The following is a 26,890-nucleotide window of genomic DNA, read 5'->3' as shown; positions in this document are numbered from 1 at the left end:
GGCCGGTTTCCGCCACCGCACACTTGAAAGAAGCCCGCGTTCCACACGAAACGTGTGCATGGTTTCGCATTTGCCATAGCAGTCAGTGCGACCATGATCGCATCAGCCCCTGATGCATCTGCTGAAGCCGTGACACTGAGTAATATCGCCGGGTGCGAAGTGACGCTGTCTGAAATGCCGGACACGATCATTCCGGGTGAGGGCCGCATGATGTATGCGGTCGCCCCCCAACCGATGGAATCCATTCGACAAAATCGTTGGCTGGAAAGACGATCTGATCCTCAACGTCAATCGCAACGACGCCAATGCAATGTGGTGAACTGCTTTGAATCTGCGCTGCCTGGCACTGATCCCGGCGACAGCGTGACATTCACCCCCATGGACATAGGCCACATGGCCGCGTCCAGCCGTGGCGAACGCCAACTATGCTCCGCTACACTGACCGCTCACCGACACTCGCCCACGCAACAACGTCCCGCCAACGAAAAAAGCCGCCCCGGATCCCGGAACGGCTTTTTCGACTTCTATCGCTTGGACCTTAGCCCTGGCGGGCTTTGAACCGGCGTTGCGTCTTGTTGATGACGTATACGCGGCCTTTGCGACGCACAACGCGGCAATCACGGTGCCGGTTCTTGAGCGAACGGAGCGAGTTGCGAACCTTCATGGCGCTTCTTCCTCATTATCAATGGCGCGAAGCAGCGCCGGGTTGCGTTTTGGCACGAGACGCGCCGGTGTAGGTGCCGTGGGGCGGGAAGGCCCGTCTGGCGGAATGCGGTGGTGGGAGATACAAGGATCGAACTTGTGACCCCTTCGATGTCAACGAAGTGCTCTACCGCTGAGCTAATCCCCCACGTTGCCCCTGCGCATTTTTACGGCCCACAATAAAAGCGGGCGCGGAAATCCGCGCCGGGTAGGGGGGCTATAAAAGGAGTCGATCCCGGGATCAAGGGCTTTTGGCTTTGGACTTGGATAGGCTATGTTGGTCGACAAGAGGAGGCCACATGCCGAAAGTCGCCTACGAAGTCGTCCACCCGGAGCGTCGCACAAGTTGCGTCGTTTTCGCGTCGCCCCATTCCGGGCGCGACTACCCGTGGAGCTTTCTGCGCAAGACAGTTCTGGACGAGATGACAGTGCGTTCGTCCGAGGATGCGTTTGTCGATCAGTTGTTTGCATCAGCACCGCGTCTGGGTGCCCCACTGCTCAAGGCGGGCGCGCCGCGCGCTTATATCGACCTCAATCGCAGCGCGGACGAGTTGGACCCGGGCCTGATCGAAGGGGTCCGGCGACAGGGGCACAATCCGCGCATTGCCAGCGGCCTCGGCGTCATCCCCCGTGTGGTGGCCAATGGGCGCGCCATTTATCGAGGCAAACTGACCCGCGCCGAAGCGGATCGTCGCATCGATCTTTATTGGCGCCCCTATCACCACATGCTGCAAAAGCTGCTGGATGGTGCCCATCAGCACCATGGGCAGGCGATTTTGATCGATTGCCATTCGATGCCGCATGAGGCGATGGATGGCATTGCACGCGGCGGTATGGCCCGCCCGGATGTGGTTCTGGGTGACCGGTTCGGGGCTGCGGCGGGCGGCGATGTGATGGATCATGTCGAGGCGGCGTTTGCCGCTGCCGGGTTCACCGTGGCGCGCAACGCGCCCTTTGCCGGGGCCTATATCACGCAGGCCTATGGCCGTCCGTCGCGCAACCAGCACGCCATCCAGGTCGAGATTGACCGGTCCCTTTACATGGACGAACGGCTGATCAAACCAAATGGCAGCTTTGAGTCCCTGCGCACGCGGCTGCAGTCCGTGATCGCCGAGATTGCCGAGATTGGCCAGATGCGGGTGCCGCTGGCGGCGGAATGATCTAGCGCAGCGCGCGCCCTTTCAGGATCGCATCATGTCCGAACCGATCCCGGATCGCGTCTGCGGCCCGTTCGGCCTGCCCGCGTTTGCGCGCCTCGGGATCCAGCAGATCGCCGGAAACTTCGGCCTCATCCTCGTTGCACAGATCGCTCAGGCCACAGCCCAGAAGGCGATAGGGCCCCTCATCCCCGACCTGATCGAACAGCCCGCGCGCAATGCGATAAACCGTGTCAGCCAGTTGCGCCGGATCGCGCAAGGACACACGGCGGGTCAGGGATGTGTGGTCGTGCCGCTTGAGTTTCAGCGTCACCACGCGCCCCGCCAACCCCTTGGCCTTGGCCCGGTCCGACACTTTTTCGGCCATGCGCCACAGGTGCCCGTCAAGGATGTCGGGATCGTTCGTGTCGTCGTGAAAGGTGGTTTCGTTGCTGATCGATTTCATCGGAGCATCGCGCGACACGCGGCGCTTGTCCTGCCCGCGCGCCAGATGCCAGAGCCGGTCGCCCATCGACCCGAACCGCGCGATCAGATCGGTCTGATCCCAGCGCAGCAGATCGGAAAAGGTGCAGAATCCCGGCCTTGTCGAGCGAGGCCTGTGCCGCAGGGCCAATGCCCCAGATCAGGCGCACCGGCTTGTCGCGCAGGAACGCGTCTGTGTCCCCCTTGCCAATCACCGAAAACCCATGCGGTTTTTCGAGATCGGAGGCGACTTTGGCGAGGAATTTGTTGTGGCTGAGGCCAATGGAACCGGTCAGGCCAAGTTCCTCTCGCATCCGCTTGATCAGACGGGCCAGCATCACTGCGGGCGGTGCGCCGTGCAGGCGGGCGGTGCCGGAGAGGTCGAGAAACGCCTCGTCCAGTGACAGGGGCTCGATGGCCGGCGTCATCTCTTCCATCATGGCGCGGATGGCGCGCGAGGCGTCGACATAGGCGTCCATCCGGGGCTTGATGATCACCGCCTCGGGGCAGAGTTTGAGCGCCTGAAACATGGGCATGGCCGAGCGCACGCCGCGAATGCGTGCCACGTAGCAGGCGGTAGACACCACGCCGCGCCGCCCGCCACCGATGATGACCGGTTTGCCTTCAAGGCTTGGATCGTCCCGCTTTTCCACCGAGGCGTAGAACGCGTCGCAATCCATGTGTGCGATGCTCAGATCGAACAGTTCGGGATGGGACACGATACGGGGGCTGCCGCAGGCGGGGCAACGCGCGGCGGAGTCAAAATCGGTAAGGCATTCGCGGCAGAGACTGGGCATGGGCGGGCTTTGTGGCTAGTGCTGGCAAGTGTAGCGCTTGAGACGGGGATTGAACATGGCGGGACGCGTGATCGGGGCGAAACTGGCACTGTTTGTCGGTGACCGTCTGGCCACGCTGCAGCGCGACGACACACCCGGTTTGCTGTGGGCCGGATACTGGGATCTTCCCGGTGGCGGGATCGAACCGGGCGAAACACCACTGCAATGCGTGTTGCGCGAAACCCGTGAGGAGCTGAGCCTTGCCCTTGACCCGCATCAGATCACGTGGGGACGTGCCTATGGGACATCCAGCGGGGATGTGTCGTGGTTCTTTGCCGCCCATGTTGCCGCCGCGGTCGAGGCGCAGATCGTGCTGGGGGACGAGGGGCAGGGATGGGCGTTGATGTCAGTTGACACCTTCGTCGCCCACGACACCGTAGTGCCCCAGTTCAAACCACGGCTGGGCGACTATCTGGCCGGTGTCGCATCGGAACATGTTGATCGGAGGGCAGAGCAAGTACCCCTCAAAAGAACCCCCCGCACGTGAGCGGGGGAGGTGACGAACCTCAGGAAGAAACGGTTCGTCGGGGAGTATCACCTAGGGTCAACTTACCACCTGAAGGCGAGTTGGCACAGTCATGAAATCCATACCCTGCGATATAGAGTGGCATGTTGCCCCCAAGGCACAATCTGTTGATTAAAAAATCAGCGCCTGATTCTGTGTCGGTATGTCTTAGAACAATCCCGATTTTGTCTTTTGTGTCAGCGATTTGGGCTGTGGGCCTGTGGGCTCGCCATCTCTGCCAGAATGCTGGTTGCGGCGGTTTTCGGATGTGCGGCGCGCCAGATCGGACGGCCCACAACAATGTGGTCAACCCCGTTTGCAATGGCATTTGCAGGGGTGGCGACGCGTTTCTGATCGCCTTTTTCCGCCCCTGCCGGACGGACTCCGGGGGTGACGATCAGCCGATCCCGCGACTCAGGCAGGGCGCGGATGGCGACGGCTTCGTGCGGGGAGGCGATGACACCATCAGCGCCCGCCTCAAAGGCGCGCGCGGCCCGTTCCGGCACCAGATCGCCCAGGTCACCGGTTTTGATCATGCAATCGTCAAGGTCGTTGCGATCCAGAGATGTCAGGATCGTCACGGCCAGAATCCTGAGGGATGAACCCGCCGCCCCCTCTTTGGCGGCACGCACCACGTGGGGGTCACCGTGCACTGTCAGAAAGTCGAGGTCGAACTGGGCCAGCCCGCGCACGGCCGCTTCGACCGTCGCGCCGATGTCGAACAGTTTCATGTCTAGAAAGATACGCTTGCCATGTTCCTGTTTCAGCTCGTTGGCCAGCGCCAGACCGCCCCCGGTCAGCATCCCCAGCCCGATCTTGTAAAAGCTGACGCTGTCGCCAAGGGCCTCGGCCAGTTCAAGGCCCGCGATGGCATTTGGCACGTCCATCGCCACGATCAATCTGTCATCCGCCATTCCGCTGCCCCTTTGGTTGATTTCAGGGGTCATACGGCAGGTATGATGCAAAATCCACAAATGAAAAACGCCCGGATGCAGGGGGATGCATCCGGGCGTTTTACCGGGTTGTCGAAGCTGTCCGACGACCGCGGGAATGCTCTGACGATGTGGCGCAGTCCCGAGGGAGGGTGGAAACTGAGCCGTGTGCGTCAGAGAATTCGCGTTTTATGCTGCGCGCGGCAGGTCTTGCTGTGTGGCCTCGCGGCGATACGAGCGTGCATTGCCAATCCGTGCCGACCGCGTGTGGGGCGCGAACGATTCAATGAAGGAGTCTGTCTGACCCCGCTTGTGACGACGCAGGGCCTGCTTGGACAGACCCTTGGCGGCATCTTTGAATTCCATATCGATGGGCGCGTCGATAGCGCAGGCATAGCGACGAGCTCCAGACGCGTCATGAACCGACACCAATGCTTCGAATGTCTGGTTGGCTGCGTTGTAGATGACATCGTTAAGTTGCAACGGAACTGTATGCATTTTGACACCTGTTTTTGGTTTCTGCTCTTGTGGATAACTATGTGGACGCTTCCGTCTGGTTTTAAAGACCAGTGGGGTGTGACGCTGAGTCACGAAGCTGTGGGCCTAAGAGCAAGTGTCTGATTGGCTGCGGTTAACCAATTGAAAGTATTAATATTTCGTTAACGTATGTGGTTTTCGAAAATCCATACGCCCGCATCGTGATATCGGCAAAATTCCGCCGAAAAACGCATTCATATCAAGGGAATAACTATGCGGGTGGCCGAGCCACATGGCCAATACACGCCCCGGTTACGTCAAAGGATACGCAGTGTCGCCAGGGTAGATTTGCTGCGATCACGCTCTTGCGACCTGCCTGTCGTATACCCATCTTTAGTCTCGTAGGCCCATACCTTCGGCGTGCCTCTTTGAGGGCGCAGGACAATCGGGCGCTGTGCAAAAGGAGAATGACCATGGACTTGAGCAAGTTCACGGAGCGGTCGCGCGGGTTCGTGCAGGCCGCACAGACCATCGCAACACGCGACAGCCACCAAAGACTGACCCCCGAACATCTTTTGAAGGCCCTGATGGATGATGATCAGGGGCTCGCTGCAAATCTGATCACACGCGCAGGCGGTGATCCGGGCCGTGTGCTGACCCATGTGGATCAGACGCTGGCCAAGATGCCCAAGGTGACGGGCGATGCCGCACAGGTCTATCTGGATCAGGCCACCGGCAAGGTGCTGGCCGAGGCCGAAGCGCTGGCCAAGAAGGCGGGCGACAGCTTTGTACCTGTGGAACGTGTCCTGATGGCGCTGGGCATGGTGAAATCCGGTGCCAAGGATGCGCTTGAGGCGGGCAAGGTGAACCCGCAGGCGCTGAATTCTGCCGTCAACGACATTCGCAAGGGACGGACGGCTGACACGGCAAGTGCCGAAGAGGGCTATGACGCGCTGAAGAAATACGCGATGGACCTGACCGAGCGTGCCGAAGCAGGCAAGATCGACCCGATCATTGGCCGAGACGAGGAAATTCGCCGTGCCATGCAGGTGCTGAGCCGCCGGACCAAGAACAACCCGGTGCTGATCGGTGAACCCGGCGTGGGTAAGACCGCGATTGCCGAAGGGCTTGCCCTGCGCATCGTGAACGGGGACGTGCCTGAATCCTTGCGCAACAAACGCCTTTTGGCCCTCGACATGGGTGCCTTGATCGCTGGTGCGAAGTATCGCGGTGAATTCGAGGAGCGGTTGAAGGCCGTATTGAATGAAGTCACCGATGCTGCTGGCGAAATCATCCTGTTCATCGACGAGATGCATACCCTTGTGGGTGCTGGTGCGTCAGAGGGCGCGATGGATGCGGCCAACCTGATCAAGCCTGCCCTTGCGCGCGGTGAATTGCATTGCGTTGGGGCAACGACCCTCAATGAATATCGCAAATACGTGGAAAAGGACGCGGCCCTTGCCCGTCGTTTCCAGCCCGTGATGATTGAGGAACCAACTGTCGAAGACACGGTCAGCATCCTGCGCGGCATCAAGGAAAAGTACGAACTCCACCACGGTGTCCGTATTTCGGACAGCGCGTTGGTCACTGCGGCGACGCTTAGCCACCGTTACATCACGGACCGGTTTTTGCCGGACAAGGCCATCGACCTGATGGATGAGGCCGCCAGCCGTCTGCGGATGGAGGTGGATTCCAAGCCCGAAGAGCTGGACGCGCTGGACCGTCAGATCCTTCAGATGCAGATTGAGGTCGAGGCGCTGCGCCTTGAGGATGACACCGCGTCCAAGGATCGTCTTGAGACGTTGGAAAAGGATCTGGCCGAGTTGCAGGAACGCAGTTCGGAGATGACGGCACAGTGGCAGGGCGAGCGTGACAAGCTGGCTTCGGCCCGTGATCTGAAAGAGCAATTGGATCAAGCGCGTGCCGCGCTCGACATCGCCAAGCGCGAGGGCAACCTCGGTCGCGCGGGTGAGTTGTCTTATGGCGTGATCCCCGAGCTCGAGCGCAAGCTGGCCGAGGCTGAAGGTGCCGAGAACGATGCGATGGTGGCCGAAGCAGTGCGCCCCGAACAGATCGCCAGCGTGGTCGAGCGGTGGACCGGCATTCCGACGTCCAAGATGCTGGAAGGCGAGCGCGACAAGCTGCTGCGCATGGAGGATCAGCTGCATGCGCGCGTGATCGGGCAGGAAAACGCAGTGCGGGCCGTCGCCAACTCGGTGCGTCGTGCGCGGGCCGGGCTGAATGACGAGAACCGCCCCTTGGGCTCGTTCCTGTTTCTCGGACCCACCGGTGTCGGCAAGACCGAGCTGACCAAGGCGGTTGCCGAGTTCCTGTTTGATGATGAGCACGCGATGGTCCGCATCGACATGTCGGAATACATGGAAAAGCACGCCGTGGCGCGACTGATCGGCGCCCCTCCGGGCTATGTCGGTTATGACGAGGGCGGCGCGCTGACCGAAGCGGTGCGGCGACGACCGTATCAGGTTGTCCTGTTCGACGAGGTCGAAAAGGCGCATCCGGACGTGTTCAACGTGCTCTTGCAGGTTCTGGACGATGGCATGCTGACCGACGGGCAGGGGCGGACTGTGGACTTCAAGCAGACGCTGATCATCCTGACGTCCAACCTTGGGGCGCAGGCGCTCAGCCAGTTGCCGGACGGGGCGGATGCGTCGGCGGCGCGGCGGGATGTGATGGATGCGGTGCGCAGCCATTTCCGGCCCGAGTTCCTGAACCGTCTGGATGAGACGATCATCTTTGACCGCCTGGCGCGCGCGGACATGGATGGCATCGTGACGATCCAGATGGCGCGGCTCTTGAAACGGCTGGCGGCGCGCAAGATCACGCTGTCTCTGGATGAGGGGGCGCGGACCTGGCTGGCGGATGAGGGGTATGACCCGGTGTTTGGGGCGCGGCCCCTGAAACGGGTGATCCAGTCGGCGCTTCAGAACCCGCTGGCAGAGATGCTGCTGGCCGGGGATGTGACGGACGGGGACACGGTCGAGGTGTCTGCGGGTCCCGAGGGATTGATCATCGGGGACCGGATCAGCGCCTCGAACCGGCCCCGCCCGGATGATGCGGTCGTGCACTGATAGATGGGCCCCGGATGTGGGCGGATCGGGGGTGTCCCACGCTGGGACACCCACCTGCCCCATATACTTCAATGGGTTACAGAGGCGGTTTTACGGTTTGTTAAGGTTTGGGGGTTGGAGAGGGGTGCTGTTTGGAGGGGGTTTTCGCCAAGGATATGCAAGGGATTTAGCGCTTTGCGTTCGACTCAGACATCGGCTGTGCGCAGAAAGCGGACTTTGCAAAGTCGTCCAGACGGCCCAAACCTGCCTTTCGTGATAGTCTCATCGTATGTCAGCTTTGCTCCCGGTATGCACGGATTTCTGCCTTCTCGCTCTATTGCCATTGTCCGAGAAACTGGTACGTTCGTAGTGCTCTTAGCTGGGTGTTTTGCCGAAACGCTCTATGCCGGGTGATTTGCCAGGCTGAATTTGATTGAACGACATTGGGCGCCGACTTCGAATGGTTTTGTCGGCCCCGGTCTTCGCCTCGGCGCCGACAAAACCATTCGAAGTCGGACGCTTAAGTAAGAGAATGTAAATGGACCACCCCTTGCGCAGTGATGATCATAAGTCACTGCGCAAGGGGCTCTACGACCTTTTCAGGAATGGTTTCACGATTCCAAGGCAGAGTAACATTGTATTTGTCTGTGGTGGCAGTGAACCAACAGATATGCGGCGCAAGTTCCAAAGCGAGTTTGATGAACTGTTGCCGGGTTATGAGTTTTTCGAACCCGAATTTGCTATGCGCAAATACTGGACGCTAGGCGACAATGAACCCTTTGACATTACTACATTTGAAGAACTGATAGGAAAGCTCTCGCATTCCATTGTGATCTTCCCCGAAGCTCCGGGCTCTCTCGCGGAGACTGGATATTTCTCAGCTATTCCAGAAATAGCGGCGAAGATACTACTTGTAATCAACGCCACTCATTTGACGAAGGACAGCTTTATTTCAATCGGGCCCGCAAAGAAGATTGCGGATGTGTCGATTTTCCAGCCGAATATACAGTTTGACTATAGCCATCCGGACTTCAATCTTGTTTCTCAACGCCTGATTGACAGAGCACCACTTCATCCGACGCGGCGAACACTAAAGATCATGGCATTCGCGGAGATGGATAGCTTTGAGCTCTTTGCGATCATACAAATGCTCGTTTCAATGCTTGGAATCGCTACAGTTGAAGACATCGAAGCGGTCCTAAAGGGGCTTTTCTCAGGTCATATTGCGCCCTCGAAAACAAAGCAGATTGTATCCATACTTGTAGGCTCAGGACGTTTGGTTGAGGTCGGTGACTACGGTCATCTCAAACCGAGTGGCACGGAAAATCTGATCCTAAAAATTAAAGATGGCGCGAAAACCGAACGAGATGTTCTGATGGTCGACATCTCAACTATTTATCTCGGTGCGGACCCTGAGTTTATCGCCTTGGTGGGAATTTGATATGTTGATCGAACTCCTAAGCAGAACGGCCAAAATACCAGAAGCCAAACTGCTGAGTTTGTCGGAAAGCGCGAGTCGCCGCTACAAGGTCTATACCATTCCCAAACGGACGGGCGGTGAAAGGGTAATTGAGCACCCCAGCCGAGAACTCAAAGCCATCCAACGTTGGATTGTGCAGGCGCTTATTGGCCGTTTTCCCTTACACGAATCTGCAACCGCTTATCGGAAAGGCACAGGAATCAGATTAAATGCTGAGCGTCACCGTAAAACGAAGTTTACTAACCGCTATGACTTTGCAAGCTTCTTCCCTTCGTTCTCTCAGGCGCGGGTAGTCCAATATATAAGTAAACAGGCACAAGCTGTCGGCATCGAGCTTTCTGAACGGGATTTGGAATTCATAGGTAATATCGTTTGCCGAAACGGTAGGTTAACGATTGGTGCGCCAAGTTCGCCAGCGATTACAAACGCCATGATGTTCGAGTTTGACCGTCGTATGCACGAGGAATGCCATGCGAAAGGGCTGGTGTATACACGGTACGCTGATGACCTGTTCGTTTCTTCGTACGAACCCGGGCAGCTTGACGGGCTTGAGAAAGTCATCGTCCAGAATAAGCGAGGAATTCCACACATACGACTGAGGCTAAATCACCAGAAAACTGCGTATCTTTCAAAGAAATATCGGAGAGTGATAACAGGGGTAGTCATCACTCCGCAGCACACCCTGTCGATTGGTAGAGAAAGGAAAAGGGAAGTTAAGGCATTGATCCATCATTGGGTTAAGGGGGAAATTGATCCTAAAAGTTTCTTTTATTTGCGAGGCTTGTTCTCGTTCGCGATTGACATAGAGCCTGAATTTGAGGCACGCCTCATTGAGAAGTATGGAAAAACACGGATCGATCTTCTGCGAAGTGTTGATCCAGATTTTCCGGCGGCGTTTTTTTAGTATCAAGGACGATGCGCCACTTCGAAACGCGAGCTTTCCAGGCATCGGCAGCCGCAGCAGCGAAATTCCACTTTTCCGTCCGACCTGACGAAACTCCACGTCCGCTTCGGGCTGGCTGCGGACATCCCGTTTGACCGATTTGCAACCCATGGTGCATAAATCTGGTGCTTGTTTTTCTGACTTCTTACGTTGAAGCGGGGTGGAACCCCGCCCTTACGGGAGGGGGATGGGGTGGTGCGTGAGATCGCGCGCCTCCGTGAAGACTTGGTGGGGCCTTAGCGCTCTTCGTTGAACAACCGTTCGATGTGGTCCATGACGTCGTCCATGAGGCCGGGGGTTTTCGCCTCGGGCCCCGAAAATCGCAGGATCCAGCCGGAGCGGGTGAGTTCGCGGCGGATGTGCAGGGCGTGTGTGAACTTGATCGACCGTTTGGGTGCGCGGCGGGTGCCGGGGGCGGATTCGTTGTGCCTTGGGTTCAGCGCTTCGTCGATGACCGGTTCGAGGGCGGCCCATTGCCCTTCGAGCGTGTCGCTGGGCGATGTGCGCAGGGCGTCTGAGAGCAGGTCTTCCCACCCCGCCCGCAGTGCCGCCGCCAGCCGTTCGATGCGGGCGATGGAGAGCAGTTCGGGGTTGGTCAGTGCGCCGTCAAAGGCCTGCACCGCCGTGGTGATGCTGCGCAGGCGCGCCTTTTTCTGGCGCGACAGGGTGCCGAAGAGGGCGTTGATCGCCCCGTCTTCGGTGTCGAAGAGTTCGGAGGCGAGGCAGTCGAGGATCAGCCCACCCTTTTCCCATGGGCTGATTTGCGCGCGGATTTCGTTTTCGCTGACCATTGTGGCGAGCGCGTCGGAGATGTCGCGGGGTGTCCGCAGGAAGGCGGGGATGGTGTCGTGGTTGAGCGCCTTGGCGGCCGAAAGGCGCCGGTAGCCGGAGATGAGCCCGTATTTGTGGGTCTTGTCCGGTGTGCTCAGCTCCCAGACCTCAATCGGTTGGCGCAGGCCGGTGGTGAAGATGGAGATTTCGAGCTCGCTTTGCGCCTCGGGGTCGATGCTGCCCCGGTCGCGCGGGAGGGCGTGTTCGTCGATTTCGCTGAGCGGGATGGTGTGGAGGGTGTGTGTCATGGGTGGCCTCGGCGCTGTTGCTGCGTTTGGGCGCAGTATGCCGCGAGGCTGTGTGGTGTTGCGTGTGGATGGGCCGGGGCGCGCGGTTGGGGGCCCCCCGTGTGGTGGGGGCCCCTCGTTGGTTTTGTCAGCCTTAGCTATCAGCGCCGGGCAGGATCACCGTGTCGATCACGTGGATCACGCCGTTGGAGGTTTCGATGTCGGCGGTTGTGACTGTCGCCTCTTCGACCATGACGCCGTTGTCCAGATCGATGGTGATCGATTCACCCTGTACTGTCGTTGCTTCCATGTCGTCGGAGAGGTCAGTCGACATGACTTTGCCCGGGACGACGTGGTAGGTCAGGATCGACACCAGCTGGTCCTTGTTCTCGGGCAGCAGCAGGCTTTCCACTGTGCCTTCGGGCAGGGCGGCAAAGGCGGCGTCTGTTGGGGCGAAGACAGTGAACGGGCCGTCCCCTTTCAGCGTGTCAACAAGGCCGGCCGCCTGTACGGCCGCAACCAGCGTTTCGAAGGAGCCTGCGCTGACGGCTGTGTCAACGATGTCCTTTTTCGCGCCACCCGCGAAGGCGGACGCGGCGAGTGCGATGGATGTGGCGGTGGCAAGCAATGTAGTGCGGATCATTGTGTTTCTCCCATTTGAGTTACGATAACCGTCACGCGGCATCGTGAAGGGAACGGGTGAAACCATCGCCTGGATCACGTGGAAATTTTTCCCACATGGTCTTGAACTGGCCCGCATTTTGCCTAAGCTGGGCCAACATCGCATTTCCACTCACAACAATGTCAGGGCGCAGGATTTTGCCGATGGTTTGCGGGCGGCGACATTACAGCCGTCTGACATCCATGTGAGGCAGTATTATTTTCCTCTCCTGCCGTTGCGATCTATGTGACAAGCAAATGCGAAACCGCTGGAGAGATGTGAATGGCCTACCGCTGGAAGAACGACCTGACCCGTGCTGATGCCACGCCTTATGGGGCTTATATGAGCCGCCGTCAGTTGATGGGTGGTGCCATCGGGCTGGGCCTGATCGGCGCGGCAGGTGCGGCGCGCAGCCAGGAGGAGGCGCTGACCCCCAACTCCTGGGAGGACATTACGGAGTACAATAACTTCTATGAATTCGGCACGGGCAAGTCCGACCCCGCCCGCAATGCCCATACACTGACGACCGAGCCGTGGACCGTAGTGATCGACGGTATGGTCGATGCCCCCGGTGACTATTCGATGGAACAGATCATGGAGGCCATGACCATCGAGGAGCGCATCTATCGTTTCCGCTGTGTCGAGGCGTGGTCGATGGTGATCCCGTGGAACGGGTTTGAGCTGGCCGATCTGCTGACCCTTGCAGGTGTTCAGGACGGCGCGAAATACGTGGCCTTTGAAACCGCGCTGCGCCCTGATGAGATGCCCGGTGTCCGCTTTCCCGTGCTGGACTGGCCTTACGTCGAAGGGCTGCGCATGGATGAGGCGATGCACCCGCTGACGATCATGGCCACGGGTATCTATGACAGACCGATCCCGAACCAGAATGGCGCGCCCATGCGTCTGGTCGTGCCGTGGAAATACGGGTTTAAATCGATCAAGTCGATTGTGCGCATCACCGTCACCGATCAGGAACCGCCGACCAGCTGGAACAAGGCGAATGGGCGGGAATATGGCTTCTATAGTAATGTGAACCCCGAAGTGGATCACCCGCGCTGGAGCCAGGCGACCGAACGGGTTGTCGGCGGAGGCCTGTTTGCCGGGCGGCAACCGACCCTGATGTTCAACGGATACGAAGAGGAGGTCGCAAGCCTGTATGAAGGCATGGATCTGAGCGTCAATTTCTGATGGATGCCCGCCGGCTGTTTCGCATCGGTGCTATCGGAACCGCGGTGACGGCCTTGTGCTGTTTCACCCCGCTTCTTGTGGTTGTTCTGAGCGGGATTGGGCTGGCGGGGACCATCGCCTATCTTGATATGGTGTTGCTGCCGTTGCTGGGCGCGTTTGTTCTGGTGATGCTGGTGGCCTGGATCCGAAAGGCGCGGGCCAATGGCTGAACTGCAATCGACACTGACCTGCCCGCACTGCAATCAAAGCAAGGTTGAAACCATGCCGACTGATGCCTGCCAGTGGTTTTATGAATGCGAGAGCTGCGGCGTTGTTCTGAAACCCCTATCGGGAGATTGCTGTGTTTATTGCTCTTACGGGACTGTTCCCTGTCCGCCGATCCAGGACGGGGATGCCTGCTGCGCATGACGCTGGTTGATCGAATTAACGGGTTGGCCCGCAAGGTTCCCACGTGGGCATTATATATAGTGTACCTGATTCCGGTGCCGGTGCTTTTGTATATGGCGCAGACCGGGGGGCTTGGGCGCGAGCCGATCAAGGAACTGGAACATGAGCTGGGCGAGATTGCATTGCAGCTTTTGATCATCGGGCTGTGCATCACGCCGCTGCGGCAATGGTTCGGGATCAACCTGATCCGGTTTCGCCGTGCCATTGGATTGCTCGCCTTTACATATGTCGTGCTGCATCTGCTGGTCTGGGTTGTTCTGGACATGAGCCTGCTGTGGGGGCAGATGTGGGCCGATATCTGGAAGCGGCCTTACATCACGGTCGGCATGGCGGCCTTTGTACTGATGATCCCGCTGGCGGTGACATCAAACAACCTGTCCCTGCGCAAGATGGGGGCCGCCGCGTGGCGCGGTTTGCACAAACTGGTTTACCCGGCCGCTATTCTGGGTGCCGTGCATTTCGTGATGGTACAGAAGGTGTGGGAGATCGAGCCGCTGATCTATCTGGCTGTGCTGATTGTGCTGACCGGCCTGCGTCTATCTCGCGACGTCAGGTTGCCCGCGCGGGGATAGGTGATCGTGTTCGAATGTCACACGATTGTCGCTGCCGGATTGTACATCTACAAAATAATTGAAAAACGATGATTTGGAGTCTAAAGAACTACCGCTAAATAATTTTTCAGGATTACGATAATGAGAAAGCTTTTCGTTGCATCCAGTGCAGTTCTTGCCTTGCTTGGCTCAGGCGCGCTGGCATCTACCATTGATCTTACCGACGGTGTCTTTGCCGTCACCGGTGCGCCGGGTGGTCCGGGTCTTGGGCCAACCGCATTCACCGAAACTGCTGATGGCGTAACTTTTACGTTTTCAAACCCGATCAGCCGTGGAACCAATCAGTTTAGCCTCGGCAGCACCGGTGTTGCTGTTGGTGGCGGTGGCGTATCAGCGTTCTCGTTCGACTTCAGTGTTGATCAGGATGTGACGTTGAGCAGCTATTCCGGGTACAATCGGGGCGCAGGCCTTGTGGACCCAAGTCTGAGCCTGTCGCTGGGCGCGACAGTGATCGACAGCGGGGTGGCTTTCAGTGGTACCGGTTCAAACGCGTCGGCAGCGATGGTCGAGATGTTTTCCGGTGGCGCAATGCCGCTTTTGACGGCGGGTGTCACGTATTCCGTCAGCGTCAACAATCCAAGCGCCACGACCTTGGGTTTTCTAACCGCCATCGAATTCGAGACCGTGGCTGCACCGCCCGTTCCATTGCCGGCGGGTCTGCCGCTTTTGCTGGCGGGTCTTGGCGGGTTTGCTGTGATGCGGCGGCGCCAGCGCTGAATCCCATAGGATAGAGTGAGCGATACACGCGGCGGTCCCTCGGGGCCGCCGTTTTTGCGAGTCGGGGCAGAGAATCCTGCCGGAATCGGAATCATCCGTGCTCCTGATCCACAAAAGGGATGTGATTCATGCTGTTTTGCGGTGAGTCTGTGCATCGTCTTGGGGATAGGTCTGGGGATAACCCAACATCTAGCGGTCAGACCATGCAACAGACCCATAGGTGTCGGTAATTTTGTGTCGATTTGACGTATGGTCCGCGAAATATCATTGCCTAAAACCATGTTTTTGCACGGAAAATGGCCTTTTTTGAAAAAAGATGAGGTTTCTGCAAAAAAGCACTTGCGGGTATCCCGCACTAACCGTAGAACCCCCTCACCGGCGGCGCAGAGATGCACCAACGGGGCGCCAGACGGGCGGGACGGAGCGGAAACGCAACAGACCGAAACGAGACGCAAGAATAAAATCAGAGGTAATCGAGGCGGGGCGCGCCAAAGAAGTTAGGGCGCATCCAGTCACTTTTGTCTCTACGCTCTTTGAAATTGATAGTAACTGAAGAGATATGTGGGCGGTTTGGTTCATTTCGATGGATCAACGTCTGTATATCGCGCTGGTAGGGGCAACCCGATAATCCAGTGTCAGCTTCACTGTTTGGACGGTTTCTTGTTTTCTTATGAAAACCTGAAGCACAACAAACAGAGACTGTCCCATTTGAACAATGGGACGATGTGCAGAGGTTCGAACGTCAAGGATAAGCAAGCAATTGCTTTTCAACTTGAGAGTTTGATCCTGGCTCAGAACGAACGCTGGCGGCAGGCCTAACACATGCAAGTCGAGCGCACCTTCGGGTGAGCGGCGGACGGGTTAGTAACGCGTGGGAACATACCCTTCTCTAAGGAATAGCCACTGGAAACGGTGAGTAATACCTTATACGCCCTTCGGGGGAAAGATTTATCGGAGATGGATTGGCCCGCGTTAGATTAGATAGTTGGTGGGGTAATGGCCTACCAAGTCTACGATCTATAGCTGGTTTTAGAGGATGATCAGCAACACTGGGACTGAGACACGGCCCAGACTCCTACGGGAGGCAGCAGTGGGGAATCTTAGACAATGGGCGAAAGCCTGATCTAGCCATGCCGCGTGAGTGATGAAGGCCTTAGGGTCGTAAAGCTCTTTCGCCAGGGATGATAATGACAGTACCTGGTAAAGAAACCCCGGCTAACTCCGTGCCAGCAGCCGCGGTAATACGGAGGGGGTTAGCGTTGTTCGGAATTACTGGGCGTAAAGCGCACGTAGGCGGACTATTAAGTGAGGGGTGAAATCCCAGGGCTCAACCCTGGAACTGCCTCTCATACTGGTAGTCTTGAGTTCGAGAGAGGTGAGTGGAATTCCGAGTGTAGAGGTGAAATTCGTAGATATTCGGAGGAACACCAGTGGCGAAGGCGGCTCACTGGCTCGATACTGACGCTGAGGTGCGAAAGTGTGGGGAGCAAACAGGATTAGATACCCTGGTAGTCCACACCGTAAACGATGAATGCCAGTCGTCGGGCAGTATACTGTTCGGTGACACACCTAACGGATTAAGCATTCCGCCTGGGGAGTACGGTCGCAAGATTAAAACTCAAAGGAATTGACGGGGGCCCGCACAAGCGGTGGAGCATGTGGTTTAATTCGAAGCAACGCGCAGAACCTTACCAACCCTTGACATCCTGTGACAACTCGAGAGATCGAGCGTTCCTTAGGGACACAGTGACAGGTGCTGCATGGCTGTCGTCAGCTCGTGTCGTGAGATGTTCGGTTAAGTCCGGCAACGAGCGCAACCCACATCTTTAGTTGCCAGCAGTTCGGCTGGGCACTCTAAAGAAACTGCCCGTGATAAGCGGGAGGAAGGTGTGGATGACGTCAAGTCCTCATGGCCCTTACGGGTTGGGCTACACACGTGCTACAATGGCAAGTACAGTGGGTTAATCCCCAAAACTTGTCTCAGTTCGGATTGGGGTCTGCAACTCGACCCCATGAAGTCGGAATCGCTAGTAATCGCGTAACAGCATGACGCGGTGAATACGTTCCCGGGCCTTGTACACACCGCCCGTCACACCATGGGAGTTGGTTCTACCCGACGGCCGTGCGCTAACCTTTTGGAGGCAGCGGACCACGGTAGGATCAGCGACTGGGGTGAAGTCGTAACAAGGTAGCCGTAGGGGAACCTGCGGCTGGATCACCTCCTTTCTAAGGATGTTCCTAGCCATTGATGTTCGCATCAATCATGGAACACTTAGCAAGAGACGCAAACAAAGCGTCTCAAACATCAGGACCGAGCCGTCCTCATATCTCTTCAGTATAAAGAACACGGGCTACCGCCCGTATGGGTCGGTAGCTCAGGTGGTTAGAGCGCACGCCTGATAAGCGTGAGGTCGGAGGTTCAAGTCCTCCTCGACCCACCAAGCGATTTTCGCCAATGGCGAAAACGCGTTGTCGTGGCAGTGCATTTGCGTAAGCGAATGTCACGAGAACGACTTCGCAACGCTGACACCCAGAATTGCAAATGGGTGCCGCTCTCGGGCGCTTCCTGCGGAAGCCCCTGCTGCGCACGCCCACAATTCTGGATCAGAATTGTGGGGCCTTAGCTCAGCTGGGAGAGCGCCTGATTTGCATTCAGGAGGTCAGGAGTTCGATCCTCCTAGGCTCCACCATTTGATATTGTTCTTGTCGTCACGTTCGGGTCTAAATCCGGGCATGAAGATTTGCGCAATTACAATGGTGTACCGAGATTACTGGGCCCTCGCTCAGTGGATCAGACACTACTCGAAACATCTTGGCATCGAGAACCTTTACGTTGTGGTCCACGGACCTGACCCAAAGGTGAACCAGATTGCACAAGGCGCGAACATCTGGACGATCCCACGGGACAGTCTGGACGGGTTCGACAAACGCCGCAACAGGATGCTTAACCAGTTCCAGACAGGATTGCTTCAGTTTTACGACTGGGTGATACGGACGGACACAGATGAGTTGATCTGCATAGATCCTGATCTGCACGGTTCACTCAAACAGTTCCTTACTCAGACAACAGACGATGCGGTCTTTGCGATCGGATTGAATGTCTATGAGCAAGCCGAGGAACAGGACATGCCCGACTATGTTTCGGTGTTTGACTGTCGCGATGCGGCGGTGATCACAGGAAACTACAGTAAGGCATGGGCAGTGAAAGCGGATGCGCCTCTGATGAGGCACGGCGTGAAGCTGACCAACGAAACGGACAAGCCTTACAGCTACTCCTTTCCGCAAGGTGCCTACCTTGCACACCTCAAGTTTGCGAGCATCGCAGCGCTTGCAGATGGAAACGTGACCCGCAAAGCGGTGGCACGGTCCGGAGCGCCGGGTGTACCTGGCTGGGGTTGGAAACGCGCTGATGCGCATACCAAACGGTTCTTTGAAAAAGCAGAAACACTGGACTTTACGCCATGGTCTGACGCGGTGGCGCTCGCACATGAGACGATCACATCTGACATGAAATATGACGAGAGTGACGGCGTGATACGGTCCCCGGGTATACCATTCCTGGCCAAGACCAGATTGCCCAAGTGGTTCAAAACCTGACTGACGGATTAGATCAGTAAGAGCGCTACGGCGCTTTTACTCGTCCAATCTGGACGAATTGACATCGTATAGAGAGATACAGTTATTTTGAGAGCAATCTCAAAATGACAATCAACACTGTTTGATCGCGCCGAGTGTGGCGATGATCTCAGTTTGGTTCTGCATCCAGTTTAGTAGTCGCAAGGCGAAAGACGGATAAGGAAGGCGACTTATCGAATGTTTCCTCGTTCGATCTGACGTATCCCTGCTGAAAACGAACAGAGTTGTCCAAGTCAAGTACACTAACCAGAACAGGTACTTGCGGTCCCGCACGGAACGCAAGATCAACGCCTGTTCATTTGTCGACATGCTTACAAAACATGTCGGCGGGTAAAGTATGCTTTTGATCCCGGAAGAAGACCGCATTTAGTTACCAGCTGTGCGGTCGTGTTGGACGCAAGTCTTTCTTTTTCTGGATCAAATCAAGCGCGAGAAGGGCGTTTGGTGAATGCCTTGGCAGTAAGAGGCGATGAAAGACGTGATACTCTGCGATAAGCCATGGGGAGCTGAGAATAAGCTTTGATCCATGGATTTCTGAATGGGGCAACCCACCTGACAGTTTCATATTGTTGCGCAAGCACTCAATATGTCGCTGAAACAGGTACTTATAGACTGAATACATAGGTTTATAAGAGCAAACCCGGGGAACTGAAACATCTAAGTACCCGGAGGAAAGGAAATCAATTGATACTCCCCTAGTAGCGGCGAGCGAACGGGGACCAGCCGAGCCATGAATGTGACTAGAACGACCTGGAAAGGTCGGCCATAGCGGGTGACAGCCCCGTATAGGAAGCACGATTGGACGTATTAAGTAGGACGGGACACGTGAAATCCTGTTTGAAGATCGGAGGACCACCTTCGAAGGCTAAGTACTCCTTACTGACCGATAGTGAACCAGTACCGTGAGGGAAAGGTGAAAAGCACCCCGACGAGGGGAGTGAAACAGCTCCTGAAACCGAACGCCTACAAACAGTTGGAGGGCCCTTGAGGCCTGACAGCGTACCTTTTGTATAATGGGTCATCGACTTGGTCTATCTAGCAAGCTTAAGCCGTTAGGTGTAGGCGCAGCGAAAGCGAGTCTTAATAGGGCGAATGAGTTAGGTGGATCAGACCCGAAACCGAGTGATCTAGGCATGACCAGGATGAAGGTAAGGTAACACTTACTGGAGGTCCGAACCCACACCTGTTGAAAAAGGTCGGGATGAGTTGTGCCTAGGGGTGAAAGGCCAATCAAACTCGGAGATAGCTGGTTCTCTGCGAAATCTATTTAGGTAGAGCGTCATCCGAATACCCCGGGGGGTAGAGCACTGGATGGGTAATGGGGCCCCACAGGCTTACTGATCCTAACCAAACTCCGAATACCCGGGAGTACTAGATGGCAGACACACGGCGAATGCTAACGTCCGTCGTGGAGAGGGAAACAACCCTGACCTACAGCTAAGGCCCCTAATTCATGGCTAAGTGGGAAAGCAGGTGGGACGACCATAACAACCAGGAGGTTGGCTTAGAAGCAGCCATCCTTTAAAGATAGCGTAACAGCTCACTGGTCTAAATAAGTTGTCCTGCGGCGAAGATGTAACGGGGCTCAAGCCATGAGCCGAAGCTTAGGATGCACATAGTGCATGGTAGCAGAGCGTAGTGTGACATAACTCCAATCCTCTTTTGCATCCCTCGGGATGTAGCGGAGGATAAGGAGTTTTCTGTGAAGCCGGCGTGTGAGCGATCCGGTGGAGAGATCACTAGTGAGAATGATGACATGAGTAGCGACAAAGAGTGTGAGAGACACTCTCGCCGAAAGTCCAAGGGTTCCTGCTTAAAGCTAATCTGAGCAGGGTAAGCCGACCCCTAAGGCGAGGCCGAAAGGCGTAGTCGATGGGAACCAGGTTAATATTCCTGGGCCATGGAGTGGTGACGGATCTCGAGGGTAGTTCATCCTTATCGGATTGAATGGGCTGCTTAGAGGTTCCTGGAAATAGCCCTCCTATAAGATCGTACCCTAAACCGACACAGGTGGACTGGTAGAGAATACCAAGGCGCTTGAGAGAACTATGTTGAAGGAACTCGGCAAAATACCTCCGTAAGTTCGCGAGAAGGAGGCCCGGTTCCTAGGCAACTAGGGGCTGGGGGCACAAACCAGGGGGTGGCGACTGTTTATTAAAAACACAGGGCTCTGCGAAGTCGCAAGACGACGTATAGGGTCTGACGCCTGCCCGGTGCCTGAAGGTTAAAAGGAGGGGTGAGAGCTCTGAATTGAAGCCCAGGTAAACGGCGGCCGTAACTATAACGGTCCTAAGGTAGCGAAATTCCTTGTCGGGTAAGTTCCGACCTGCACGAATGGCGTAACGACTTCCCCGCTGTCTCCAACATGAGACTCAGCGAAATTGAATTACCGGTCAAGATGCCGGTTACCCGCGGTTAGACGGAAAGACCCCGTGCACCTTTACTACAGCTTCACACTGGCATTAGGCCGAACATGTGCAGAATAGGTGGTAGACTTTGAAGCCGGAACGCCAGTTTCGGTGGAGTCACCTTTGAGATACCACCCTTGTTCTGCTTGATGTCTAACCGCGGTCCGTTATCCGGATCCGGGACCCTGTGTGGCGGGTAGTTTGACTGGGGCGGTCGCCTCCTAAATCGTAACGGAGGCGCGCGAAGGTTGGCTCAGAGCGGTCGGAAATCGCTCGTTGAGTGCAATGGCAGAAGCCAGCCTGACTGCGAGACTGACAAGTCGAGCAGAGTCGAAAGACGGCCATAGTGATCCGGTGGTCCCAAGTGGGAGGGCCATCGCTCAACGGATAAAAGGTACGCCGGGGATAACAGGCTGATACTGCCCAAGAGTCCATATCGACGGCAGTGTTTGGCACCTCGATGTCGGCTCATCTCATCCTGGGGCTGGAGCAGGTCCCAAGGGTACGGCTGTTCGCCGTTTAAAGAGGTACGTGAGCTGGGTTTAGAACGTCGTGAGACAGTTCGGTCCCTATCTTCCGTGGGTGTAGGATACTTGAGAGGAGTTGCCCCTAGTACGAGAGGACCGGGGTGAACGATCCACTGGTGGACCAGTTGTCGTGCCAACGGCAGTGCTGGGTAGCTATGATCGGACAGGATAACCGCTGAAGGCATCTAAGCGGGAAGCCCCCCTCAAAACAAGGTATCCCTGAGGGCCGTGGTAGACCACCACGTCGATAGGCCAGAGATGTAAGCGCAGTAATGCGTTCAGTTGACTGGTACTAATTGCCCGATAGGCTTGATTTGATCCAGTAAAAGCGAGATTTCGATACGTTCCGCGCTCAAGTAGCAAAGCGGTAGCGCATCAAACGTCGTGATGAACGATAAATCAAAAGCATACACAGCTTAAACGAAAGTCGTATGCGACTTGGACAACGTGTTGAGGAATTCAGAGGTCTTTTTTGGTTTGGTGGTCATAGCGCAAGCAAAACACCCGGTCCCATCCCGAACCCGGCCGTTAAGTGCTGTTGCGCCGATGGTACTGCGTCTTAAGGCGTGGGAGAGTAGGTCACTGCCAAACCTAAAAAGCCCTTTGTTTTCATGTGTCTCTCTTACGATTTCACCTATCCCCCAACTTGACGACAGGCGCTGCATCTTGCGGCGCATTTTCTGTTTCAGCTTTGGTTTTCGGTGCAAACGCCGCGGGACTTCGCGTTGGATAGGCTCTGGTAACCATTGATGGGGTGTATCCGGCACTTGTGAGGCGCATGGCCTTTCACAAGCGAAAGAAGTGCTATGGTCACGCCGCTCCCGGACAACATGGACAGTACCCAATTCCTGCACGAGGTGATGGCAGCGTCAAAAAGCTTTGCCTATCGCTGCAAGAATGACGAAGCGGTGACCATGATCCATCTGGCCGGAAGCGTGCGCGAGATCACAGGCTGTCAGCCGGACGCGCTGCTGGGCAACCGCGACCTCAACTATGCATCGTTGTGCCATCCTGACGATTTGCGCCCCATGATCGACAAGGTGGATGCGGCCATTGAGGCGAAACAGCCCTGGGATGTGGATTACCGGCTGATACGTCGCGACACTTCCGAGATTCTGGTGCGCGAACGGGGCGCTGCGGTGTTCGCACCCGATGGGTCGATCCTGTATTTGCAGGGCCTTGTGATTGACGCCGCTGCTGAAGCGCGCCTGCGCGCGGACATTCACAGTTCTGTGGAAACAACCAAACAGGCCAACGAAGAAATTCTGGATTTGGCACAAAAGATCGCCGGATCTGTGCGGGAATTATCGATGCTGTCGATCAATGCCCGGATCGAGGCGGCGCGTGCCGGTGACGTGGGGCGCGGATTTGCGGTTGTGGCGAGCGAGATCAACAATCTTGCGGAAATGAATGCCGGTTGGGCACAGGAAATTGCCGCCCGGATGAACCGTCACGATCAGGCGGGTCGGATAAGTTGACCGTACCGAAAACAGTGAGATTTTCTCACAGGTTTCTCTCCGCGCGCCCTTGCTCTCCCCCACGACTCAGACTAAACCGCCCAGACCAAATGGCGCGGGATGGAGCAGCCCGGTAGCTCGTCAGGCTCATAACCTGAAGGTCGTAGGTTCAAATCCTACTCCCGCAACCAACGATTTCTGCGAAAGCAGGTTGTCCAAAGCCTCGGCCTCCGAAAGGAAGTCGGGGTTTTGCTTTCCGGCTGCAAAGCGCAGGATCGCCCCCAGGTCGCCGCGAAGGACGATGGAGAGTTCGCTGTTCTCGGGCACGAGGCTGATTTCATCAACGAGTGACCGAAGCACGTCGACGGCGGCGCCTCGATCTTCCTCGGATTGCAGGTTCTCGCAGAGCTTCGCGATCCGATCCTGATACATCCGTGCCATGTTCGGGTGCAGCAACGGCGGCGGCTCGTCGGCATTGTCCAGAAGCTCAGTCAACTCCGCCTTCCTCGCCTCCAGCTTCTCGGCCTTGTCTTTGAGCTTTGCTGGCGGGAAGCCCTGAAGAATGGCATCGACCATCTTGTCGAGCTCTCGGTCAACCTTCTCGAGTTCGCTCCTCCAGCCGGCCAGGTCGGCTCCGCGCTCGATCCGGAGCCGATTTACCTCGCGCGTGAACTCGGCACAGAATTCATTGAAGAGCTCTGGCGACATGAGATGCTTCCGAAGGCCATTCAAGATCGACGCCTCCAAGGCATCCCGACGGATGTTCAGACGGTTATCGCATGTGCCCTTGTTCCGTGACGCTGCGCAGCCAAGCAGGTCTTTCGAGATCAGGGAGTACCCACCACCACAGCACCCACACTTGATGAAACCGGCGAAAAGATGCTTCGGTCGCCGTCTATCGTTCATCGGATTGCTGCTTGTCGGCGTCGTATCAAACGAAAGGCTCTTTTGCCTCTTCTTCACGGCGTCCCAGAGATCCTGGTCCACAATCCGAAGGTCCGGGACCTCCTGGACAACCCACTCACTTTCCGGGTTCGGGCGGGAGACGCGCTTACCGGTGTCAGGATCCTTCATGTATCGCAGACGGTTCCAGACCAGCCGCCCGATGTAGAGTTCGTTGTTGAGAATGCCCGTTCCTCGTTTCGGATTGCCGTGAATCGTCGACGGCCCCCACTCCTTGCCCTGCGGTCCTGAAATGCCCTCCCGGTTCAAGGTCATTGCGATCGTCCGCGATGATTGTCCGGACAAGTAATCCCTGAAGATGCGCCGAACGACGTTTGCTTCGGCTGGGTTGATCTCCCGCTCGCCCCGATCGTCCGGATCGGCCGTGCGAACGACATCATACCCATAGCAAAGCCCACCACCGGAGCGACCCTTTTCGACGCGCCCGCGAAGACCGCGCCGGGTCTTGTCAGCTAGATCCTTTAGAAAGAGCGCGCCCATCGTTCCCTTGAGACCGATGTGCAATTCACTGACCTCACCTTCCGACAGCGTCACAATACTCACACCCGCAAAGCGCATCCGCTTGTAGAGCCCGGCAATGTCCTCCTGGTCCCGGGAGAGACGATCCAGCGACTCCGCGAGGATCACGTCGAAACGCCCCTTCAGCGCATCCGAGATCAGCTCCTGAACGCCTGGCCGAAGCAAGGACGCCCCGGAAATCGCGCGATCCGTATAGCTGTCGATGATCGTCCAGCCTTCCCGCTCCGCGCGTGCACGGCAGATGCGAAGCTGGTCCTCGATCGACGCATCACGTTGGTTGTCAGATGAATACCGAGCGTAAAGCGCTGCCTTCATGCGATAGCCCCCTTAATCGCGGAGGCGAGCCCGTGCATGCCGCCTATTCTCTGTCTCAATGAACTCTCTCGCCGCCTGCCGCGCCAACAAGCGAACAAGGTTGACCAGTCGCGGATCATCGCCAGAAGACGTGAGGCGCGCGATTTTGTTCTCAGCCGCTCCGCTTTCCCGAGATGAGTCCTGGGCGTCCCTTGAGGCGTCAGCCCCCGGCCTGCTTTTCTGGTCCCTTTCCATAAGCACCAGCCTGCCAGAGGCTGGCACACGTACGAAGGAAAAAGCCTATGCATCATAGCGGGTTGGAGGTGGGGTGAGCGCACATTTTCGTAGCTTGGCGTATAGATGGCTGCTCTAGCGTCGCGCAAATCGGCGGCCCGTAAGCCGGAGATACTGCGCTGTTCTATGCGAATTCTCACCATTTAGGGGCCCTAAGCTATGGCAGGGCCCGAAGACCGTTGCCTGAACGAAGTCTGCCATAGGCCGCCCGAATCGCGCAACGCAGGTGTCACCAAGGCGCGGGAAGCCGCCACTGGCCAAGCGAGAGAGTGAGAGACTGGCAGTGGTGCCGTGACGGGTAAAGGGCTGGAGGAGAGGCCTCCGGCGCCCGTCGCGGAGGTTTCCCAATGAACACCGAAATTATCGATGCCGGGGGTGATATCAGCGGCGGCTACAAGGTGGATGTGTCGCGCGGCGAGAACGTGGACCGCGTGTCGTCCGAGTGGTTCGCGCGGCCGGATGACGAGCGGTATCTGTCGCTCGACGACCTTTTCGCCTCGGTCAAGGGCCGGGCGGAGCGGAGCCGGACGCGCACGGTGGAAAGTGCGGCGATCCGGGTCGAGGCGCATCGCGACAACACGGAGAACCTTGGGCTGGTCCTGCCCGGCGCGGATGAACCCATCGTACCGAAACATTGGTCCTTCGGTCAGCTCTCGAGCCTCGTCGGCGCGCCCGCTGCCTATCTGCGGCAACTTCCCGCGCCGCTGGCGGGGATCAACCTGCAGTACGGCCTCACAAATCACCGGGCCGAGCAGATCAAGACCATGGAGGTCGCGGATGGCCGCACAGAATTGCGTGCCGTGACCGGCCCCGATTACGGCCGCATCTACGACCATGAACTGGTCTCCGCCGTGCAGCGCATCGCGGGCAACGGCACGGGCGACACGCGCTGGAAGGTTCCCGGCGTGCTCGACTGGTCGACCGGCATATACAATCCGCGCGTGGACGTGACGAAGGAGACGACGACGCTCTACGCTTCCGACCGCGACGTGTTCCTGTTCCTCGTCGATGACCTGAACCCCATCGAGGCGGGGCTGCTGCCCGACGGTTCGCCCGACCTCTATTTCCGGGGGTTCTATTGCTGGAACTCGGAGGTGGGCGCCAAGACGCTCGGCATCGCCAGCTTCTACCTGCGCGCGGTCTGCCAGAACCGCAACCTCTGGGGCGTCGAGGATTTCCAGGAGATCACGATCCGGCACTCCAAATATGCCGCCTCCCGCTTCGCCCATGAGGCTGCCCCGGCGCTAAGCCGCTTCGCCGAGTCCTCGCCCGCACCCTTCATCAACGGCATTCGCGCGGCGCGCGAGAAGATCGTCGCGCGGTCCGACGCGGACCGTCAGGATTTCTTGCGCAAACGCGGGTTCTCCAAGGCGGAGACGGGGCGGATCGTCGAGACGGTGCTGGCCGAGGAGGGTCGCCCGCCCGAGAGCGTCTTCGACTTTGTGCAGGGGATTACGGCGGTGGCCCGCTCGAAGCCGCAGCAGGATGCGCGGTTGGCGATGGAGGGGAAGGCGAAAGCGTTGTTGGAGAGAGCCGTATAGAAAGTCG

Annotated in this window: 21 protein-coding genes, 4 tRNA genes, 3 rRNA genes and 1 pseudogene; 21 read left to right on the top strand and 8 right to left on the bottom strand. The window is 57.4% G+C overall.

The window, feature by feature from the left end; genetic code table 11:
- Positions 1-93 precede the first annotated feature (93 nt).
- A complete protein-coding gene (locus ACERZ8_RS03945; protein WP_407590822.1) occupies positions 94-558 on the top strand; it encodes a cupredoxin domain-containing protein in 465 nt (154 codons plus the stop codon).
- Here ACERZ8_RS03945 and ykgO read toward each other — a convergent pair.
- Positions 539-664, bottom strand: a complete 126-nt coding sequence (gene ykgO / locus ACERZ8_RS03940; protein WP_005850168.1) for a type B 50S ribosomal protein L36 — start codon at positions 662-664, stop codon at positions 539-541. The genes ACERZ8_RS03945 and ykgO overlap by 20 nt on opposite strands.
- 111 nt (positions 665-775) lie before the next feature.
- A tRNA-Val gene (locus ACERZ8_RS03935) sits at positions 776-850 on the bottom strand.
- A 151-nt stretch (positions 851-1,001) separates the two neighbouring features.
- Between ACERZ8_RS03935 and ACERZ8_RS03930 the strand changes: the two genes are divergently transcribed.
- Positions 1,002-1,862 carry an N-formylglutamate amidohydrolase gene (locus ACERZ8_RS03930; protein WP_407590820.1) on the top strand — a complete coding sequence of 287 codons (861 nt, stop codon included), beginning with the start codon at positions 1,002-1,004 and terminating at the stop codon, positions 1,860-1,862.
- Position 1,863: 1 nt separating this feature from the next.
- On the opposite strand, the pseudogene ACERZ8_RS03925 reads toward ACERZ8_RS03930, so the two are convergent.
- Positions 1,864-3,118, bottom strand: a pseudogene (locus ACERZ8_RS03925) (DNA polymerase IV).
- A gap of 55 nt (positions 3,119-3,173) precedes the next feature.
- On the opposite strand from ACERZ8_RS03925, the gene ACERZ8_RS03920 reads away from it, so the two are divergent.
- The gene (locus ACERZ8_RS03920) at positions 3,174-3,644 is read left to right on the top strand and encodes an NUDIX hydrolase (RefSeq protein ID WP_407590819.1); all 471 of its coding nucleotides are present in this window, start codon (positions 3,174-3,176) and stop codon (positions 3,642-3,644) included.
- A 215-nt stretch (positions 3,645-3,859) separates the two neighbouring features.
- Here ACERZ8_RS03920 and pyrF read toward each other — a convergent pair whose 3' ends face one another.
- Positions 3,860-4,576, bottom strand: coding sequence for an orotidine-5'-phosphate decarboxylase (gene pyrF / locus ACERZ8_RS03915; protein ID WP_407590817.1), 717 nt, complete (start codon positions 4,574-4,576; stop codon positions 3,860-3,862).
- A 207-nt stretch (positions 4,577-4,783) separates the two neighbouring features.
- The gene (locus tag ACERZ8_RS03910; protein ID WP_407590816.1) at positions 4,784-5,092 is read right to left on the bottom strand and encodes an orotidine 5-phosphate decarboxylase; all 309 of its coding nucleotides are present in this window, start codon (positions 5,090-5,092) and stop codon (positions 4,784-4,786) included.
- A gap of 452 nt (positions 5,093-5,544) precedes the next feature.
- Here ACERZ8_RS03910 and clpB point away from each other — a divergent pair, with 452 nt between their 5' ends.
- The 3 genes from clpB to ACERZ8_RS03895 all read left to right on the top strand — a co-directional run bounded on the left by clpB (position 5,545) and on the right by ACERZ8_RS03895 (position 10,523).
- A complete protein-coding gene (gene clpB, locus ACERZ8_RS03905; protein WP_407590815.1) occupies positions 5,545-8,160 on the top strand; it encodes an ATP-dependent chaperone ClpB in 2,616 nt (871 codons plus the stop codon).
- Between the two features lie 517 nt (positions 8,161-8,677).
- The gene (locus tag ACERZ8_RS03900; RefSeq protein WP_407590814.1) at positions 8,678-9,580 is read left to right on the top strand and encodes a retron St85 family effector protein; all 903 of its coding nucleotides are present in this window, start codon (positions 8,678-8,680) and stop codon (positions 9,578-9,580) included.
- 1 nt (position 9,581) lies between these two features.
- Complete coding sequence (locus ACERZ8_RS03895) at positions 9,582-10,523, top strand: retron St85 family RNA-directed DNA polymerase (protein WP_407590812.1); 942 nt, start codon at positions 9,582-9,584, stop codon at positions 10,521-10,523.
- A 275-nt stretch (positions 10,524-10,798) separates the two neighbouring features.
- Here ACERZ8_RS03895 and ACERZ8_RS03890 read toward each other — a convergent pair whose 3' ends face one another.
- Together ACERZ8_RS03890 and ACERZ8_RS03885 are read right to left on the bottom strand one after the other, a co-directional pair.
- Positions 10,799-11,641 carry a ParB/RepB/Spo0J family partition protein gene (locus ACERZ8_RS03890; protein WP_407590810.1) on the bottom strand — a complete coding sequence of 281 codons (843 nt, stop codon included), beginning with the start codon at positions 11,639-11,641 and terminating at the stop codon, positions 10,799-10,801.
- Positions 11,642-11,774: 133 nt separating this feature from the next.
- On the bottom strand, positions 11,775-12,263 hold the full coding sequence (locus ACERZ8_RS03885) for a fasciclin domain-containing protein (RefSeq protein WP_407590809.1): 489 nt from the start codon (positions 12,261-12,263) through the stop codon (positions 11,775-11,777).
- Between the two features lie 43 nt (positions 12,264-12,306).
- Here ACERZ8_RS03885 and ACERZ8_RS03880 point away from each other — a divergent pair, with 43 nt between their 5' ends.
- The 14 genes from ACERZ8_RS03880 (at position 12,307) to ACERZ8_RS03815 (ending at position 23,463) form a co-directional block, all read left to right on the top strand.
- Positions 12,307-12,531: a hypothetical protein gene (locus ACERZ8_RS03880; RefSeq protein ID WP_407590807.1), complete on the top strand. Its 225-nt coding sequence runs from the start codon at positions 12,307-12,309 to the stop codon at positions 12,529-12,531.
- Between the two features lie 32 nt (positions 12,532-12,563).
- On the top strand, positions 12,564-13,469 hold the full coding sequence (gene msrP, locus ACERZ8_RS03875) for a protein-methionine-sulfoxide reductase catalytic subunit MsrP (RefSeq protein ID WP_407590806.1): 906 nt from the start codon (positions 12,564-12,566) through the stop codon (positions 13,467-13,469).
- A complete protein-coding gene (gene merF, locus ACERZ8_RS03870) occupies positions 13,469-13,678 on the top strand; it encodes a mercury resistance system transport protein MerF (protein ID WP_407590805.1) in 210 nt (69 codons plus the stop codon). The genes msrP and merF overlap by 1 nt, the downstream gene beginning before the upstream one ends.
- Positions 13,671-13,877, top strand: a complete 207-nt coding sequence (locus tag ACERZ8_RS03865) for a GDCCVxC domain-containing (seleno)protein (RefSeq protein WP_407590804.1) — start codon at positions 13,671-13,673, stop codon at positions 13,875-13,877. The genes merF and ACERZ8_RS03865 overlap by 8 nt, the downstream gene beginning before the upstream one ends.
- On the top strand, positions 13,874-14,488 hold the full coding sequence (msrQ, locus tag ACERZ8_RS03860) for a protein-methionine-sulfoxide reductase heme-binding subunit MsrQ (RefSeq protein WP_407590803.1): 615 nt from the start codon (positions 13,874-13,876) through the stop codon (positions 14,486-14,488). Before ACERZ8_RS03865 ends, msrQ begins: the two co-directional genes overlap by 4 nt.
- Positions 14,489-14,608: 120 nt before the next feature.
- Complete coding sequence (locus ACERZ8_RS03855) at positions 14,609-15,244, top strand: VPLPA-CTERM sorting domain-containing protein (protein WP_407590802.1); 636 nt, start codon at positions 14,609-14,611, stop codon at positions 15,242-15,244.
- Between the two features lie 768 nt (positions 15,245-16,012).
- A 16S ribosomal RNA gene (locus tag ACERZ8_RS03850) occupies positions 16,013-17,470 on the top strand.
- A gap of 138 nt (positions 17,471-17,608) precedes the next feature.
- Positions 17,609-17,685: transfer RNA gene (locus ACERZ8_RS03845), tRNA-Ile, on the top strand.
- Between the two features lie 173 nt (positions 17,686-17,858).
- Positions 17,859-17,934, top strand: a tRNA-Ala gene (locus ACERZ8_RS03840).
- A gap of 64 nt (positions 17,935-17,998) precedes the next feature.
- Positions 17,999-18,841, top strand: coding sequence for a glycosyltransferase family 2 protein (locus tag ACERZ8_RS03835; RefSeq protein ID WP_407590801.1), 843 nt, complete (start codon positions 17,999-18,001; stop codon positions 18,839-18,841).
- Between the two features lie 459 nt (positions 18,842-19,300).
- Positions 19,301-22,132, top strand: a 23S ribosomal RNA gene (locus tag ACERZ8_RS03830).
- A gap of 159 nt (positions 22,133-22,291) precedes the next feature.
- Positions 22,292-22,406, top strand: a 5S ribosomal RNA gene (rrf, locus tag ACERZ8_RS03825).
- The 16S, 23S and 5S rRNA genes sit together here with 2 tRNA genes alongside, the layout of an rRNA operon.
- Positions 22,407-22,621: 215 nt before the next feature.
- Positions 22,622-23,293 (top strand): methyl-accepting chemotaxis protein, encoded by a 672-nt coding sequence (locus ACERZ8_RS03820; RefSeq protein WP_407590799.1) that lies wholly within the window; start codon positions 22,622-22,624, stop codon positions 23,291-23,293.
- Positions 23,294-23,386: 93 nt separating this feature from the next.
- Positions 23,387-23,463: transfer RNA gene (locus tag ACERZ8_RS03815), tRNA-Met, on the top strand.
- On the opposite strand, the gene ACERZ8_RS03810 is transcribed toward ACERZ8_RS03815, so the two are convergent.
- Positions 23,420-25,069: a recombinase family protein gene (locus ACERZ8_RS03810; protein ID WP_407594150.1), complete on the bottom strand. Its 1,650-nt coding sequence runs from the start codon at positions 25,067-25,069 to the stop codon at positions 23,420-23,422. The genes ACERZ8_RS03815 and ACERZ8_RS03810 overlap by 44 nt on opposite strands.
- A 620-nt stretch (positions 25,070-25,689) precedes the next feature.
- Here ACERZ8_RS03810 and ACERZ8_RS03805 point away from each other — a divergent pair.
- The gene (locus tag ACERZ8_RS03805; protein WP_407590798.1) at positions 25,690-26,883 is read left to right on the top strand and encodes a DUF932 domain-containing protein; all 1,194 of its coding nucleotides are present in this window, start codon (positions 25,690-25,692) and stop codon (positions 26,881-26,883) included.
- The last annotated feature ends 7 nt before the right edge of the window (positions 26,884-26,890 follow it).

This window comes from Tateyamaria armeniaca (genome assembly GCF_045797845.1).
In the GTDB taxonomy this organism is placed as follows: Bacteria; Pseudomonadota; Alphaproteobacteria; order Rhodobacterales; family Rhodobacteraceae; genus Tateyamaria; species Tateyamaria armeniaca.
Note: the sequence above shows the minus strand (reverse complement) of the source record. Positions and strands in the feature narration are given on the sequence as shown.

Coding starts and splice junctions, on each gene's coding strand:
- ACERZ8_RS03920 (WP_407590819.1), top strand. CDS start 3,174: ATGGCGGGACGCGTGATCGGGGCGAAACTGGCACTGTTTGTCGGTGAC.
- ACERZ8_RS03930 (WP_407590820.1), top strand. CDS start 1,002: ATGCCGAAAGTCGCCTACGAAGTCGTCCACCCGGAGCGTCGCACAAGT.
- ACERZ8_RS03820 (WP_407590799.1), top strand. CDS start 22,622: ATGGTCACGCCGCTCCCGGACAACATGGACAGTACCCAATTCCTGCAC.
- ACERZ8_RS03895 (WP_407590812.1), top strand. CDS start 9,582: ATGTTGATCGAACTCCTAAGCAGAACGGCCAAAATACCAGAAGCCAAA.
- ACERZ8_RS03855 (WP_407590802.1), top strand. CDS start 14,609: ATGAGAAAGCTTTTCGTTGCATCCAGTGCAGTTCTTGCCTTGCTTGGC.
- pyrF (WP_407590817.1), bottom strand. CDS start 4,576: ATGGCGGATGACAGATTGATCGTGGCGATGGACGTGCCAAATGCCATC.
- ACERZ8_RS03900 (WP_407590814.1), top strand. CDS start 8,678: ATGGACCACCCCTTGCGCAGTGATGATCATAAGTCACTGCGCAAGGGG.
- ykgO (WP_005850168.1), bottom strand. CDS start 664: ATGAAGGTTCGCAACTCGCTCCGTTCGCTCAAGAACCGGCACCGTGAT.
- ACERZ8_RS03945 (WP_407590822.1), top strand. CDS start 94: ATGATCGCATCAGCCCCTGATGCATCTGCTGAAGCCGTGACACTGAGT.
- ACERZ8_RS03810 (WP_407594150.1), bottom strand. CDS start 25,069: ATGAAGGCAGCGCTTTACGCTCGGTATTCATCTGACAACCAACGTGAT.
- ACERZ8_RS03890 (WP_407590810.1), bottom strand. CDS start 11,641: ATGACACACACCCTCCACACCATCCCGCTCAGCGAAATCGACGAACAC.
- ACERZ8_RS03865 (WP_407590804.1), top strand. CDS start 13,671: ATGGCTGAACTGCAATCGACACTGACCTGCCCGCACTGCAATCAAAGC.
- ACERZ8_RS03835 (WP_407590801.1), top strand. CDS start 17,999: ATGGTGTACCGAGATTACTGGGCCCTCGCTCAGTGGATCAGACACTAC.
- ACERZ8_RS03885 (WP_407590809.1), bottom strand. CDS start 12,263: ATGATCCGCACTACATTGCTTGCCACCGCCACATCCATCGCACTCGCC.
- clpB (WP_407590815.1), top strand. CDS start 5,545: ATGGACTTGAGCAAGTTCACGGAGCGGTCGCGCGGGTTCGTGCAGGCC.
- ACERZ8_RS03910 (WP_407590816.1), bottom strand. CDS start 5,092: ATGCATACAGTTCCGTTGCAACTTAACGATGTCATCTACAACGCAGCC.
- merF (WP_407590805.1), top strand. CDS start 13,469: ATGGATGCCCGCCGGCTGTTTCGCATCGGTGCTATCGGAACCGCGGTG.
- ACERZ8_RS03805 (WP_407590798.1), top strand. CDS start 25,690: ATGAACACCGAAATTATCGATGCCGGGGGTGATATCAGCGGCGGCTAC.
- msrP (WP_407590806.1), top strand. CDS start 12,564: ATGGCCTACCGCTGGAAGAACGACCTGACCCGTGCTGATGCCACGCCT.
- msrQ (WP_407590803.1), top strand. CDS start 13,874: ATGACGCTGGTTGATCGAATTAACGGGTTGGCCCGCAAGGTTCCCACG.